The sequence below is a fragment of the Metabacillus sp. Hm71 genome, from assembly GCF_051842955.2.
Lineage (GTDB): Bacteria > Bacillota > Bacilli > Bacillales > Bacillaceae > Metabacillus.
The window spans coordinates 3,316,297-3,329,116 of record NZ_CM200278.1; the positions used below are offsets into that span (position 1 = coordinate 3,316,297).

Here is a 12,820-nt window from a genome sequence, read left to right on the forward strand (position 1 = left end):
GAGAATCACATTTAAATGATCCTCTAAATAGTCTAGCCTTCATTGAAAATTATATTGCGTTTTTATTCAATTAAATTGCTCCTTCCGTATTATATATCAGTAGTGGACTAAATGAAGATTACTAGTTCTTTTAAAGATACAGCGAATCTCTTTGGTGTTACTTTGAAGCTTAAAGACTTGGGTAGCACAGTATAAACGTCGTTTACATAAATGATGTGAGAGGATTAGGCAATCATTTGAGATGAATGGGATAACGGTCGCTTTATCACTTGTAGCATAATGAGTGCAATGAATAAACTTTTAATTAAAACGACACATCTTTCTTCGACACTACCAAAGTTTATTAACATTTGGGACTGACGAAGAGTTGCAATGCAATTATTAATCTATATTTTTAGAAGATTAATAATGTAATTAGATCTAAGGGGGTTTTAAAACTTGTATACACGGCTAAAAAATCTGTTTTCAATCAAGGGATATATCCTATTGGTTATTTGTTTGCTTCTGGTCGGGATCGGTATTTCTATTACATCACCATATCTGCCTCTTTATTTAACGGAAGAGTTTGGAATGAGCGTGGGAGCCTTTGGTGTTTTAATGGCGGTAAGTTCAATAAGCGGTGTTGTGGTGAACTTACTCATTGCTAAACGTTCAGATAACGGTTTTGATCGAAAATGGATTATTATTATTGCTACTATTTCAGCTGCTTTAGGGTTTGCTTCGTATATAGTGATTGATAACTTCTTTATTCTGCTAATTGTCGTAAGCCTTTTTAATGGTTTAGCTGCACCAGCCATACCGCAAATCTACGCTTACGCACAGGAATCAGCAAATGAAAGCAAATCCGATGACAAGACTTTTGCTATGTCTACATTACGTTCACTAATATCTCTCGGTTTCCTAGTAGGACCATTAGTAGGGACACTTATTTTGGAAGCTTCTGGATACAAGGGACTCTTTCTCGGGGCAGTGTTTATTTATCTTACAGTTGCATTACTTATATTCTTTTTTCTACAGCAACGAAAAGTGCTCAAAAAAAGTAACGAGAATAACAAAAGATTAGAAGCCTTTTCACTTAAAAGCAGGCAGATCCTACACCCGTTCATCGCATTTATCTTTCTGTTTATGGTCAATGCCATTAACTTGATAATCACGCCTTTATTTATTGTTAATGAGCTACAGGGCTCGTATAGGGATATCGGCTTGGTGGTTAGTATTTGTGCTGGTTTGGAAATTCCGATTATGCTTGTCCTAGGTGCCCTTGGTAAAAAAATCTCAAACCATACCCTGATCATTTATGGCTGTTCTATCGCTGTTATTTATTACACTATTTTAAGTATCTCGACCCATTCCTGGCAGATTATTGTAGCACAGCTTATGCAGGCATCGTTTGTGGCTATTGTAATGGGCAATGGTCTAAGTTATTTTAATGAACTTCTACCTAATACACCAGGGCTTGCAACAACCATATATTATAATGCCACCATTATTGGAAGGTTAGTGGGAACTCTTGGCGGGGGGAGCATTGCTCAATTTGTAGGGTTTCGTCAAGTTTATTGGGTGTGTCTAGTAGTTGTGAGTTTCTCATTCTTTATCTTATGGAGAACAAGCCACTCTAAGGAAATGAAAGTACCTACAGAACAATCTCGATCCGTATAGATTATCATAAAATAAATTTACGGCTGCTAAGGACTATTAACACGAACCATAGACATCGTCATATGACTGATGAATTAAATATAAATCCAAATAATCCAATTACAGTCTTTCCAGTGATCTCGCGAGAGCAGCTTCGTTAAATTATGGTAATCTCGTTCTTTTGAGAGGTAGACCAGTTTTAGCCCGGTCAGCATCTGTACTTTATGAAAGAACTTATTGAAGCGGATAAAGTAAAACCTGTCATTGATCGATGTTATACACTAGAAGAAGTTTCAGATGCACTCCGATATTTTGAGGAAGGACACACGAAAGTCATTAGGATGTGAAATTTTTAAGGGAGAAAAATAGAATATATGGACCTTCTCATTATGGATATCTTTTTATAAGAAAATATAAAAAAGGCACAATTTTTTACTTATCTAAAAATGTGCCTTATACAATTGAGATATTGTCTAAATATAGATTGTGACTAGGGATCTATTTACAAAGGCAATAAAGCAATCCTGCTCTTTGATTCTAGATCTCGAACCATTGAATACCAGGAATCTGGTTTATTAGGAAGTACAGAGTAGTATCTTGTTAAAAATTCAACAACTAGTTTTGTTGGCAGTTCCTTTGTTCCTTTTTCCATTGGCAGGAAGCAAAGATCCAGACCGGTTACTGCTGTGCCATCATTGTCCCATGAAGGATGAACATAATCAAAATCAATGCGCTTATAGCCAAGATGTGATAACACTTCACGTCGCACATACGGGTCCATCGGTTTAATTCCGCCAAAATTATGATGCTCAACTAGATATGGATTATAAATTTCAGCAAACATCCCAAATAAGTCTTTGCCATTAGCCGCAGCTAATTCCTGTAAGTCTGCTAATCTATTTTCTGCTAAAAATGGTCCTACCCCAAGTCCAGCTTCTCCGATAATCGTAAAGTCTGTCATCGCCACATTAAAATCCTCATAATAACGATACTCCGTTGCCCCTACTACCTTCCCGTTACGTACAGCAACAAAGACACGAATACCCGGGTCCTCTAATGGTTCTTTCCAAAGTTCAAACTCTAAAACTTCTTCCTTCGGGAAAACATCTTGCATTAATTGATGCATTTGTTTAAATAATGGATCTTTTATATTTGTTATTCTTACAAATTCCATGCTTATTCATCTCCTTTAAAGGATGTAAAGTAAGGGTTTTTCCACTCCATCAGTACCCCGTAATTGTGAGATTCCTCATCTTCAAGGTAGTTAGCGACAAGCTGTACAGGTGTCCGTCCACAACGCAATAAGAAGGTGATGACGGGATCTTTTAGGTTCCCTTTCATCACTTCATCAATATAGTCATGTGCTGTCAGCTCATGCGCTACTTTATGAAAACCAGGCATTCTTCCGCCGCCAAGCAATCTTTCCAAGCCTAAATGAACGACCACTTCATACATCGACTGCATTAACCATTTCCCCAATCCGTATTTCCGATAAGCAGGACGTACGCCGATATCGACAACGTATAAGGTATTTCCGTTAGGGTTATGATTTGTGATATAACCATTATCTGTAATTTCTTCCCATGAATGTTCAGGGTGACTTGGATCAAAATTGACCATTAAGCCGGTCATTGATGCCACGATTTCTCCATTCACTTCCATGCATAATGCACCTTCTGGAAACAGCTTTACATGATTTGAAAGCTGCTCTGTATTCCACCATAATTCAGATGGAAATGGCGGTGGAAAACTTTCCTCCTGAATCTTAATTAAGCCTGGAAAATCATCAGTTTTATAATTGCGAATGATGGCAGGAACCGGCCGCTCATCTTTGAAAACAAAAAGCTCCTTCCGATACATAAGGTCCTCCTTAGACGAGCGTTTTACTTTCTTGATTTTCCCAATCTGGATAAAGGTCCGTTCGTCTGTCACGCCATGTTGTCACAGAACCATGTTTACGAACCTGATAGAGAAGCTCTAAATCGAGGTCTGCAGTCACAATCATATCCTGGTTAATTTCCCCTTCTGCTAAAATCCCTTTTGGTGGAAATGGAACATCATTTGGTGTAATGACTGCTGCTTGCCCAAAGTTCCCTCTCATAAAATCAACTGTTTCAAGCGAGCCAACAGTGCCTGTCGTTACGACATACACCTGGTTTTCAATCGCTCTGGCATGGCATGTATAACGAACACGGTGAAAACCATGACGATCATCTGTGCAGGATGGGCAAAAAATCACGTCCGCTCCTTTTGCTTTTGCCATTCGGACAATCTCCGGGAACTCGATATCGTAACAAGTTAACATAGCAACTGTTCCTTTTTCAGTCTCAAACACTTGCAGATCTTCCCCTGCGCTCATGTTCCATTCCTCAACTTCGGTTGGCGTAATATGAAGTTTCGCTTGTTCGGCAATTCTTCCATCCGGGTAAAACATATGGGCAACATTATATAATTTTCCGTCCTTGTTTATCACATGTGTACCGGCAATAATGTGCATTTTTGTCTTAATCGCTAATGTCATAAATAAAGAACGATATTGTTCGGTAAAATTCGGCAGCTGGTCGATCGTTAAGGATTCGCGAAACTCATTTTCGATCGACATTAACTGTGTGGTGAAAAATTCAGGAAACAAAATAAAATCAGCTGAAAATTCTTGAGCTGTTTTAATATAGTGCTCAACCTGCTTTGCAAATTGATCAAACGATGTAATCGTACGAAGTTGATATTGTACGGCAGATACTCTTAACTTCATTTATTCAACCTACTTTCATATCTAAATATCTAAGGAGATAAAACATTATTAATTTATACAAACTAATGACATTATGAAATAAATGAATAAAATTAACAAGTACCTACTTTTTTGTTACTTGGTTACTTGGAGGATACTAAAGGAAAACAAAGAAAATAGCCGGGCTATTTTACCGGCTACAAATATTTTGCGAGTTAATGGTATAAAGCTTTAATTGAATTTAGATCTTCTAATAATTGCTTGATTTCCTGCCTTGTAAATAATACAGGCATTTGATCATAAAGTGTAAGGACTTGTCCATCCTCTTCCTGCTGATGCTTACTCAAGTATTCATATAAAGCATTTAGTTGTTGTTCCTTAAGTGTTGTTTCTGTAGAAAAGGACTTTATTTCTTGTAAAGCAAATTCGTTTTTATCCTTATCAAACTCACCTGAAATAATGCCGCCTGATATTTTCATTTCAACACTCCCACATTTTTACCGCCCTTATGGTTTTATATTAATATATTACCCATATCGAGCAAAAGATATCGATTTTTTCAAAGTAGAAACAGACAGAGAATAACGATTATAATGATAAAGTACATATATTAATGGATCGTGGTTTGAAAATGGCAAGGGGGAAGTTGAATGGAAAAATATTTAAATCAATCATTTAATTGTGAAAAGGAATTAACCCTTTCGATTATCGGCGGTAAATGGAAGATGATAATCATCTGGCATCTAGGGAAAGAAGGGACAAAAAGATTTAGTGAATTGAAGGCTCTTTTGCCGAATATTACGCAAAAAATGTTTACGAACCAATTAAGAGAACTGGAAGAAGACCATATCATTCATCGAAAAGTCTACCCTGTAGTTCCGCCAAGAGTAGAGTACTCATTAAAGGAGCATGGACGAACGCTTATGCCGATCTTGGAATCGATGTATGAATGGGGAAAAGATTATATGGAAACGGTTGTTAAAGCAGAAGCAGATGATGAGAATTCTGTTTGATCATTTCTTTATTCATAAAGCAATAAATTTCATAAAAGGTGCCTGCCCCTTTGTCGGTTAACTCTGTTGGTCTATGAGGTGCAGGCACTAAAATTAAGTTAGCAATGTAGCGGATTCATTCTTGTTATGTAAGTGAACAGCAATCTAGGCCTTTCCGATTCTATTTTGCGTTCTCATCTGGTTGGTGAATGCCAAATACATTTCCCTCGGTATCAGCATAGTAACCCTGCCACGCCATTCCAGGCAGTGCATATTTAGGCAAGGCAACCTGTCCTCCATTTTTTAGAATTTCCGCCTCAATCGAATCATAATCTTCCACACTGATTGTACAAGTATAGCCATTTAAAGGCTGGTTCTTTTCCGGAGGAGGACCTTGTCGTTTCATTAAAGCTCCGTTAATTCCAAGCTCATTTGCATCACCCGTTACAGCTCCAAAATAAGGCATTCCAGCGTATTCGCTCCAATCTTCAAATGACCAGCCAAATACTTCTCCATAAAACGTTTTAGCCCGTTCCATGTCATCTACATGAATTTCAAAATGAACTAATCTTCCCATGATTTCCTCCTTATTTTTCGAACCAGATTTTTTGATTCTCAAACCATTCGTATGTAATTTCTACCTTTGGTCTTGCTAATCCTTCTTTATAATTGAAATAATATGGAAATCTATTCAGGAATCGTAAGAGACTGTCCTATACACTCATTTCTCCAGATATCTCTTCAATGCATCCAAATCTTTCGCACAGGCTTTTTTAAAGGTACCAGCCATCATTTTCCCAAAAAATTTCGCGAAACCAGTAAGCCCATTTATCTCACCATTCAACGTAATCTCAGTATGATCACCGGATGAAGCAAGTATGTATGTAAATACGAATTCTCCTTTCCCCGTTGTTCCTTTCGTGCCATCACAGCGAAGGACAATTTTATCAGGTTCTTTAAGCTCGACAACTTCAAAATGTTCAGTAGCTTCTTGTCCAAACATTCTTCTAGTTTCCAGCCACTGACTTCCCACTTGCAAAGGACCTTCATCTAATCGCTCTATTCCCACTAATCCTTGCATCCACTGCTTCGCAGAATCAAGATCAAGTAAACCATTATAGGCCATTTGTTTGGAAACTTTGAAGGATCTTTTCACTTCAAATTGAATACTCAAGGTATATTTCTCCTCCTTACATTTTTTCAAAAAGTATATCATACAACCATACTAGTTTATCCTATTATTGTTCCAGCGATTGACATAGAATTTTATTTATCATAAACGTCTATTCATTCTAATATGTAAATTTTTGAAAAGAAAGGATGATTTAAATGAATACAGAACAGTCGCCTACTTCGACAAATTCCCTCAAAGAAAAAGCAGTATCTTTTCTGCAGTTAGTAGCATCAGGAAACGTTCCGGAAGCATACGAGAGATACATAAGCCCTGATTTTCGTCACCACAATCCCTATTTCCGTGGTGATGCAGACTCTCTTATGATTGCGATGGAAGAAAATGCAGCAAAAAATCCTCACAAGATTCTTGAGGTCAAACTTGCTATTCAAGAAAAAGATACCGTTGCTGTTCACTCCCATGTCAAGCAAAATCCAGATGATCTTGGAGGAGCTGTTGTCCATATCTTTCGTTTTCTGGATAACCAAATTGTTGAATTGTGGGATATCGGTCAGCCTATTCCAAAGGATTCCCCCAATGAGAACGGTATGTTTTAAGGTACTAGCGTGAATTTTTTGCTATACAATTCTAAAAATGAAAACACGCTTCTTTTTTGTTAAATCGCAGTCAAAAAAGAGGCGTGTCTTCATTTTTTATAATCTAATAGACTAGTTAGTATTTAAATTTTTTAATCTCTCATTACTTTTCTTCATAGCAAAACGGTACTTCTCACCTTTTTCAATTTGTGTGACTTGAGAATCATGAACGGTAATTTGCACGGTCCCATATTCGATATTTTCAAGAAAACTGACGATTTTATCGATCACAGCCTGATCTATTTTAGTTTTTGAAGCCAACTAAATCATCCCCTTTAAATAAATTCAATTTGTTTAAAAGCAAATCTTCAAGAGTCGTACGGTCAAGAACATAGGCTATCGTATCCCTGACTAAAGACCAAAGCGGCTTTAATTGACATCCTGCTTCCAATGGACATGGCTCATATTTTGTAATCGATGCACAGCTCATTGGGGATAATGGTCCTTCTAATCTTCGAATCACTTCACCAATGTTAATTTGGTCTGCCTCTTTATGAAGGAAATATCCTCCCCGCGCTCCCCTTTTGCTTTTTACGAAATCCAATTTTTTTAATTGAAGTAATATTTGCTCTAAATAGTTGATCGTAACAAGGGTCTTATCTGAGATTTCCTGAATGGTCATGACCTGCCCTTGTTGTTGACCTAAAACCAATAAAGCCCTTAATGCGTACTCTCCTTTACTAGAAACCTTCATTTTCTCCTCCTATAAAGTTGAGTGATTTAGTCAACTTTTATCCGTTCATTATTTGTTGAGCAAAATAGTCGACATTAATTTATGATTCAATGAATAGTAATACTGCCTCTGTTAATTCCGACATTACCTATTGGTTATATTTGTTTTATTTATCATATGATGAAAGTTTAGAAAAATCAACCATTTTATTGAATTTTCATATCATTGATCTCACATCAGTCATACATGATCTTGTTCTAATACGGGTTTTTATAATAACTGTTGTATGCCTTTTAATAAAGAAAGCAACCTCAAACAAATCAATTGACAATTCCAATTAATCCGATTATTATAATGAGAAATAAAATCATCTTATCAAGAGAGGTGGAGGAACTGGTCCTGCGAAACCTCAGCAACCACAGTGTTTTTTTCTGTAAGGTGCTAATTCCAGCAGATAAGAAAGGAGAATGTTTATGAGCATTCATGAAATGCAGCTAGAGGTAAATGATTATTTAGATTTGTATCTTTTTGCAGGTCAGATAGGGGATCCTTTGTGGCAGGAAGAAATAATTGAAAAGCTAAAAACCATCCAAACTAAAAAAAAACTAAATCAATCAATATTGCTAAACAAATTTTTAAAAAGATATAAGGAATTAAATGAAGAAATTCTTTTTATTTATCATCAAAACAAACATCCATCTTGCCATCTTTACTTAGATGGCAAATTACGAAAACTCAAGCGACAGCGTCTGATAGTAGAACGCCAAATTCGGTGGATTCAGTCTTCATCATGGTCGAATTATTCTTAGGTTCATAATGATTTTGATTTTTTATGTGGAATACATTTTAGTAAAATTGAAAAAGGCGTGTAAACGGTAAAAGTTATACATGCCATTTTTTCTTTTATAAACTAAACTTAAATTTATTTTCATTAAAAACAAAAGGACACAGTATGGAACGATACTCTTAAATACGAGTAAACCTATGATACTAAACTAAACAAAGCTTGTACTCCTGTAAGGAGAATCCCTATGATAAAACCACAAACTGCCCCATTAACACGAATCCATTGAAGATCTTTTCCTATATGATTTTCCATCATATCGATCAGTGTTTCAGTGTCTAATTTATCCAAATTCTCCTGTACCAGATTGCCGATTTGTGAATGATTATTTTCAATGAAAACAGTTATTTGTTTTTGGATCCAGTGATCAATATCTTTGTTATTCTCCTGAATAATGGATAGTAAACGATTCTTCAATGGAATAAGATAGGTATCAATAAAATCTTCGTCATCTACGAAATCTAATACTTTTTGTTGTATTTTCCGCAGACTTTCCGTTATCGTTTGATCAGGCTGCCATTTCGCTAGAAGCTGATTTTTCCATTTCTCAGCTCCCTCCACTAACTCCCTATTATCATTCAAACCTTGAATCTCTTTTCTAAAATATAAAAGTAAAGCTTCTCGATTTGGCTCTCCCTCGTTTTGCAAACTCTTTACGACACTTAGTAATAGGTTCTGCACAATTTGACCCAGTTTTTCCTCACTAAGTAGACTTTGTATCGATTTTAGCGCAAACTGAAGCATTCCATCTGCTTCAATTTTGTTGATGACATTCATGGAAACGGTACCTAATCGCTGACTGGTTTGTTCTTGTCGTAACCAATGATCTGCTTTTTTTAACATGTGATCCAAAGCTTTCTTATCTATCTCTTCTTTAAGTAGCTGTGAGCTTATGACTTGAAGGACATTTCCCATTTCCATATTTGAAAGTGTCTCTATGATATGTTTTTTAATGAATGGTGTTAGCTTTTCAACTACTATGTAGCCAATCATTTTCTTGAGCAGCTTAATAAGAGCTTTTCTAAATGTATCATTTTGCAGCTGTTTTTCGATCATTGCCATTAGTTTGTCTGCAAAAGGAATGTTTTTTACTTTTTCCTGGATGCTTTCCTTAGAAAGCCAGTCATTTTTCAATATTGAAACAAGTGCATTTGACATTCTTTTACGATTCTTTGGCAGTAAAGCGGTATGGGGGATTGGTAATCCAAGCGGATGGCGAAACAGAGCAGTAACAGCAAACCAATCAGCTAAACCGCCAACAAGCCCCGCTTCAAAACCTCCATGTAATAAATCAATCCAAAGTGACCCATCAAATGGGATGGTTGCTATATAACCTACTCCCATAATCATTAATGAATATCTAGCAATTTTTTTTGATTCTTTTGTTTTTGGTGACATCCTATTCCCTCATTTTTAAATGATTTCCACATTTACTATACCTAATTACTTAACAAATTTCATCATAGTTCGTTAAAATGTCTTTTTAAGTGAAGGAAATGGACAACATATTTCATTTATGACAACCAACAATTAAAAATGGGTATTTTTCCTTTTAAATAGAAAAATAGCGTGTGTCAATTCACACGCCATCAATTTAGAAAATATTATTTCCTGATCCCTGTTTCTTCCGCAATTTTTGTATATCGATCTGTTTCTTCTTTTACATCTTTTGTGAACTCATCAGAATTTAAATAGGAAGGTGACAGCTTTATTTTTTCCAATTGCTTGATAAACTGCTGGTCATTTTCCATTTTTTGAACGGTTTGATCCCACTTTTCTACGATTTCATCTGGCGTATTAGCTGGAAACGACAAACCCGTCCACCATTTGACTGTTAAACCTTCAAAGCCTTCTTCTTTCACTGTCGGCACTTCTGGAAATAGAGGACTTCTCTCATCCGACTGAACAGCAAGCAGTTTAATTTTACCTGCTTCTACAAGCGGAGCAAATTCCCCAACTGTATGGACCGCAAGAATGACATGTCCACCTGCCACCTTTGCCGCAGAGTCTGATGCCCCCTCAGATGAAACCATTGATGTTTTCTTAAAATCGACTCCTAATGTATTAAGCCACTCCGCTGCCCCAAAAGAGGAAAAACCAGCTGGACCAACACTGGCCCATGTTAACTCAGCGGGATTAGCCTTTACCCATTCTGAAAACTCCTTGAAATTTTCCCATTCTGCATCAGCCTTTACAGCATAGGCAAGTGTACCTTCAGCAATTCTGGCTGCAAATTTGTTGTCCTTGCTTGTGATTGTAGGATTGGAATTTCCTGCTTCATACATAGTTGTCGAGGAATTGTTGTTAACTAATACTGTATATCCATCTGCCTTTGCCTCTTTTAACGCATATTGTGCACCGATGATTCCACCTCCGCCAGGTTTGTTTGTCACAACAACCGGCTGATCCCATTCTTGGCTTACATAATCAGCAACAGCACGTGCTGCCAGATCAACACCGCCACCAGCTGCAAAAGGAACGACGAGCTCGATTTGCCTAGTAGGGTAGTCGATACTATCACTGGATTTATTGGCCGTTGATGTTGAATTTGCCCCGCATCCTGATAGAAATACAGTCGTTAATAGAAAACCAGCGAAGATCGATTGTAATTTTTTCATGATAAATAACCTCCCAGATAAGATCTTTATTTTTAAGAGAATTCCATTTGTTCCCCTGTTTCTTGCATAATTCTATTTTTCGTTCTTTTCATTAAAAAGATTGAAAAAATTAAAAATACCACAGCAACTAATAGAATCGTTAAGGAGATTGGTCTTTGTATAAAGATAAGTAGATTTCCCGATGACATTTCCATTGATTGTAAAAAAGAGCTCTCTATTTTCGGTCCAAGGACAGAGCATAAAACAAATGGAATGATGGGCCATTGGTATTTATTGAATACATAACCCAAAACGCCAAAAATAATGGCAACAACTACATCAAACATACTATTTCTCACAGAATATGCACCAAGGATGCTAATTAATAAAATAATGGGAGCTAATATTCCAAAAGGAACCTCCGTCAGCTTTGCCCACACCCCGACCAAAGGCAGATTCAATACTAATAAAATGACATTCCCGATAAACATACTGGCAATAACTAGCCACACCATTTCGCTATTCTGTTCAAATAGAATGGGTCCAGGTGTCAGTCCATAAATCATTAGAGCTGCTAATAGTACCGCTAAAGGCGGCGATGCAGGTATACCTAATGATAAAAGGGGAATAAACCCGCCTGAACTTGTTGCATTATTAGCTGATTCCGGTCCTGCCACCCCTTCTATTGCACCTTTCCCGAATTTTTCAGGATGCTTTGAGACTTTCTTTTCTAGATCATAGGATAAAAACGATGTAATCGTGGCTGAAATTCCTGGTAAAACGCCAAGGAAAAAACCAAGTAAACTCCCCCTTATAATCGGATATTTACTCACACTAATGTCTTTTTTCGTCGGAAAGACCCCTTTTATCTTTACATGTTTCTTTGTACTGCGTTTTTCTTCTAGTCCTTTTAAAACTTCTGAGATGGCAAAGAGACCAATAATTATGCTGATCATTTCAAAACCGCCTGTTAGAAAGCTGAATCCATAATCAAATCTGGGCATACCAGTGGTAACACCAATTCCAACTAAAGAAAACAAAAATCCAAATAACCCCATAATGAACGATTTTTTAAATGAGAAGCCTGTTAAATTAAACAGGACAAGCAATGCAATGAGCATTAGGGTAAAATATTCCGGCGGACCAAACTTTAAAGCTTGATCTGCTAAAATCGGAGCGAATAGAACAAGTCCTATCAATCCAATAATTCCAGCCATAAAAGACCCTATAGCAGCTATTCCAAGTGCAGCTCCAGCTCTTCCTTCCATAGCAAGCGGATAACCATCCAACGTTGCAGGTACGGATGAAGACTCGCCAGGAATATTCATTAAGATTGCTGTCGTTGATCCGCCATACATGGAGCCATAATAAATCCCGGCCATCATCATGAGTCCTTGAGCAGGATCAAGCATCGTTGTTACTGGCAAAAGGACGGCAATGGCTGAAGTTGGACCTAATCCGGGAAGAACGCCAACTAGTGTCCCGAGTAATGAACCAATTAAGACAATCAGCAAATTAGACGGAGTTATCACTTCACTAAGACCATTTAATAGATAAACAATTGATTCCACATAACTC

General features: G+C 36.9%; 16 protein-coding genes, 1 pseudogene and 1 riboswitch. Of the genes and pseudogenes, 5 read left to right on the top strand and 12 right to left on the bottom strand.

Features of this window, described 5'->3' with window-relative positions:
* Nucleotides 1-438: 438 nt before the first annotated feature.
* On the top strand, nt 439-1,659 hold the full coding sequence (locus ACSVDH_RS16235) for a sugar efflux transporter (protein ID WP_439251305.1): 1,221 nt from the start codon (nt 439-441) through the stop codon (nt 1,657-1,659).
* Between the two features lie 42 nt (nt 1,660-1,701).
* On the opposite strand, the pseudogene ACSVDH_RS16240 reads toward ACSVDH_RS16235, so the two are convergent.
* Nucleotides 1,702-1,788 (bottom strand): annotated as a pseudogene (locus tag ACSVDH_RS16240) (aldo/keto reductase); the annotation flags it as partial.
* Between the two features lie 74 nt (nt 1,789-1,862).
* Between ACSVDH_RS16240 and ACSVDH_RS16245 the strand changes: the two are divergent.
* Nucleotides 1,863-1,985, top strand: a complete 123-nt coding sequence (locus ACSVDH_RS16245; protein WP_439251306.1) for a zinc-binding dehydrogenase — start codon at nt 1,863-1,865, stop codon at nt 1,983-1,985.
* Between the two features lie 155 nt (nt 1,986-2,140).
* Here the strand turns inward: ACSVDH_RS16245 and ACSVDH_RS16250 are convergent, their stop codons facing one another.
* From ACSVDH_RS16250 to ACSVDH_RS16265, 4 genes are all read right to left on the bottom strand, one after another.
* Nucleotides 2,141-2,812 carry a GNAT family N-acetyltransferase gene (locus tag ACSVDH_RS16250; RefSeq protein WP_439251307.1) on the bottom strand — a complete coding sequence of 224 codons (672 nt, stop codon included), beginning with the start codon at nt 2,810-2,812 and terminating at the stop codon, nt 2,141-2,143.
* A gap of 2 nt (nt 2,813-2,814) precedes the next feature.
* Nucleotides 2,815-3,498, bottom strand: coding sequence for a GNAT family N-acetyltransferase (locus tag ACSVDH_RS16255; RefSeq protein WP_439251308.1), 684 nt, complete (start codon nt 3,496-3,498; stop codon nt 2,815-2,817).
* A 10-nt stretch (nt 3,499-3,508) separates the two neighbouring features.
* Nucleotides 3,509-4,390 (bottom strand): carbon-nitrogen hydrolase family protein, encoded by an 882-nt coding sequence (locus ACSVDH_RS16260; RefSeq protein WP_439251309.1) that lies wholly within the window; start codon nt 4,388-4,390, stop codon nt 3,509-3,511.
* 194 nt (nt 4,391-4,584) lie between these two features.
* On the bottom strand, nt 4,585-4,848 hold the full coding sequence (locus ACSVDH_RS16265) for a hypothetical protein (RefSeq protein WP_439251310.1): 264 nt from the start codon (nt 4,846-4,848) through the stop codon (nt 4,585-4,587).
* A gap of 171 nt (nt 4,849-5,019) precedes the next feature.
* Between ACSVDH_RS16265 and hxlR the strand changes: the two genes are divergently transcribed.
* A complete protein-coding gene (gene hxlR, locus ACSVDH_RS16270) occupies nt 5,020-5,382 on the top strand; it encodes a transcriptional activator HxlR (RefSeq protein WP_439251311.1) in 363 nt (120 codons plus the stop codon).
* A gap of 160 nt (nt 5,383-5,542) precedes the next feature.
* On the opposite strand, the gene ACSVDH_RS16275 is transcribed toward hxlR, so the two are convergent.
* Both ACSVDH_RS16275 and ACSVDH_RS16280 read right to left on the bottom strand, forming a co-directional pair.
* Entirely contained in the window at nt 5,543-5,938 is a 396-nt protein-coding gene (locus ACSVDH_RS16275; protein ID WP_439251312.1) for a VOC family protein, read from the bottom strand.
* Between the two features lie 144 nt (nt 5,939-6,082).
* Entirely contained in the window at nt 6,083-6,535 is a 453-nt protein-coding gene (locus ACSVDH_RS16280) for an SRPBCC family protein (protein WP_439251313.1), read from the bottom strand.
* 155 nt (nt 6,536-6,690) lie between these two features.
* On the opposite strand from ACSVDH_RS16280, the gene ACSVDH_RS16285 reads away from it, so the two are divergent.
* Nucleotides 6,691-7,089, top strand: coding sequence for a nuclear transport factor 2 family protein (locus ACSVDH_RS16285; protein WP_439251314.1), 399 nt, complete (start codon nt 6,691-6,693; stop codon nt 7,087-7,089).
* A 111-nt stretch (nt 7,090-7,200) separates the two neighbouring features.
* Here the strand turns inward: ACSVDH_RS16285 and ACSVDH_RS16290 are convergent, their stop codons facing one another.
* Both ACSVDH_RS16290 and ACSVDH_RS16295 read right to left on the bottom strand, forming a co-directional pair.
* Nucleotides 7,201-7,389, bottom strand: a complete 189-nt coding sequence (locus ACSVDH_RS16290; protein WP_439251316.1) for a YezD family protein — start codon at nt 7,387-7,389, stop codon at nt 7,201-7,203.
* Nucleotides 7,373-7,822, bottom strand: coding sequence for an RrF2 family transcriptional regulator (locus tag ACSVDH_RS16295; protein ID WP_439251317.1), 450 nt, complete (start codon nt 7,820-7,822; stop codon nt 7,373-7,375). Before ACSVDH_RS16295 ends, ACSVDH_RS16290 begins: the two co-directional genes overlap by 17 nt.
* Before the next feature lie 348 nt (nt 7,823-8,170).
* A riboswitch (SAM riboswitch) is annotated at nt 8,171-8,262 on the top strand.
* A gap of 12 nt (nt 8,263-8,274) precedes the next feature.
* Here ACSVDH_RS16295 and ACSVDH_RS16300 point away from each other — a divergent pair.
* Nucleotides 8,275-8,610 carry a hypothetical protein gene (locus tag ACSVDH_RS16300; RefSeq protein WP_439251319.1) on the top strand — a complete coding sequence of 112 codons (336 nt, stop codon included), beginning with the start codon at nt 8,275-8,277 and terminating at the stop codon, nt 8,608-8,610.
* A gap of 173 nt (nt 8,611-8,783) precedes the next feature.
* On the opposite strand, the gene ACSVDH_RS16305 is transcribed toward ACSVDH_RS16300, so the two are convergent.
* From ACSVDH_RS16305 to ACSVDH_RS16315, 3 genes are all read right to left on the bottom strand, one after another.
* On the bottom strand, nt 8,784-10,043 hold the full coding sequence (locus ACSVDH_RS16305) for a DUF445 domain-containing protein (protein WP_439251321.1): 1,260 nt from the start codon (nt 10,041-10,043) through the stop codon (nt 8,784-8,786).
* Nucleotides 10,044-10,249: 206 nt separating this feature from the next.
* A complete protein-coding gene (locus tag ACSVDH_RS16310) occupies nt 10,250-11,263 on the bottom strand; it encodes a tripartite tricarboxylate transporter substrate binding protein (protein WP_439251323.1) in 1,014 nt (337 codons plus the stop codon).
* Between the two features lie 32 nt (nt 11,264-11,295).
* A complete protein-coding gene (locus ACSVDH_RS16315; RefSeq protein ID WP_439251324.1) occupies nt 11,296-12,813 on the bottom strand; it encodes a tripartite tricarboxylate transporter permease in 1,518 nt (505 codons plus the stop codon).
* Nucleotides 12,814-12,820 lie beyond the last annotated feature (7 nt).

Excerpts from the sequence above, each read along its gene's own strand:
- ACSVDH_RS16245 (WP_439251306.1), top strand. The coding sequence starts at position 1,863 with ATGAAAGAACTTATTGAAGCGGATAAAGTAAAACCTGTCATTGATCGA.
- ACSVDH_RS16250 (WP_439251307.1), bottom strand. The coding sequence starts at position 2,812 with ATGGAATTTGTAAGAATAACAAATATAAAAGATCCATTATTTAAACAA.
- ACSVDH_RS16255 (WP_439251308.1), bottom strand. The coding sequence starts at position 3,498 with ATGTATCGGAAGGAGCTTTTTGTTTTCAAAGATGAGCGGCCGGTTCCT.
- ACSVDH_RS16260 (WP_439251309.1), bottom strand. The coding sequence starts at position 4,390 with ATGAAGTTAAGAGTATCTGCCGTACAATATCAACTTCGTACGATTACA.
- ACSVDH_RS16265 (WP_439251310.1), bottom strand. The coding sequence starts at position 4,848 with ATGAAAATATCAGGCGGCATTATTTCAGGTGAGTTTGATAAGGATAAA.
- hxlR (WP_439251311.1), top strand. The coding sequence starts at position 5,020 with ATGGAAAAATATTTAAATCAATCATTTAATTGTGAAAAGGAATTAACC.
- ACSVDH_RS16275 (WP_439251312.1), bottom strand. The coding sequence starts at position 5,938 with ATGGGAAGATTAGTTCATTTTGAAATTCATGTAGATGACATGGAACGG.
- ACSVDH_RS16285 (WP_439251314.1), top strand. The coding sequence starts at position 6,691 with ATGAATACAGAACAGTCGCCTACTTCGACAAATTCCCTCAAAGAAAAA.
- ACSVDH_RS16295 (WP_439251317.1), bottom strand. The coding sequence starts at position 7,822 with ATGAAGGTTTCTAGTAAAGGAGAGTACGCATTAAGGGCTTTATTGGTT.
- ACSVDH_RS16300 (WP_439251319.1), top strand. The coding sequence starts at position 8,275 with ATGAGCATTCATGAAATGCAGCTAGAGGTAAATGATTATTTAGATTTG.
- ACSVDH_RS16305 (WP_439251321.1), bottom strand. The coding sequence starts at position 10,043 with ATGTCACCAAAAACAAAAGAATCAAAAAAAATTGCTAGATATTCATTA.
- ACSVDH_RS16310 (WP_439251323.1), bottom strand. The coding sequence starts at position 11,263 with ATGAAAAAATTACAATCGATCTTCGCTGGTTTTCTATTAACGACTGTA.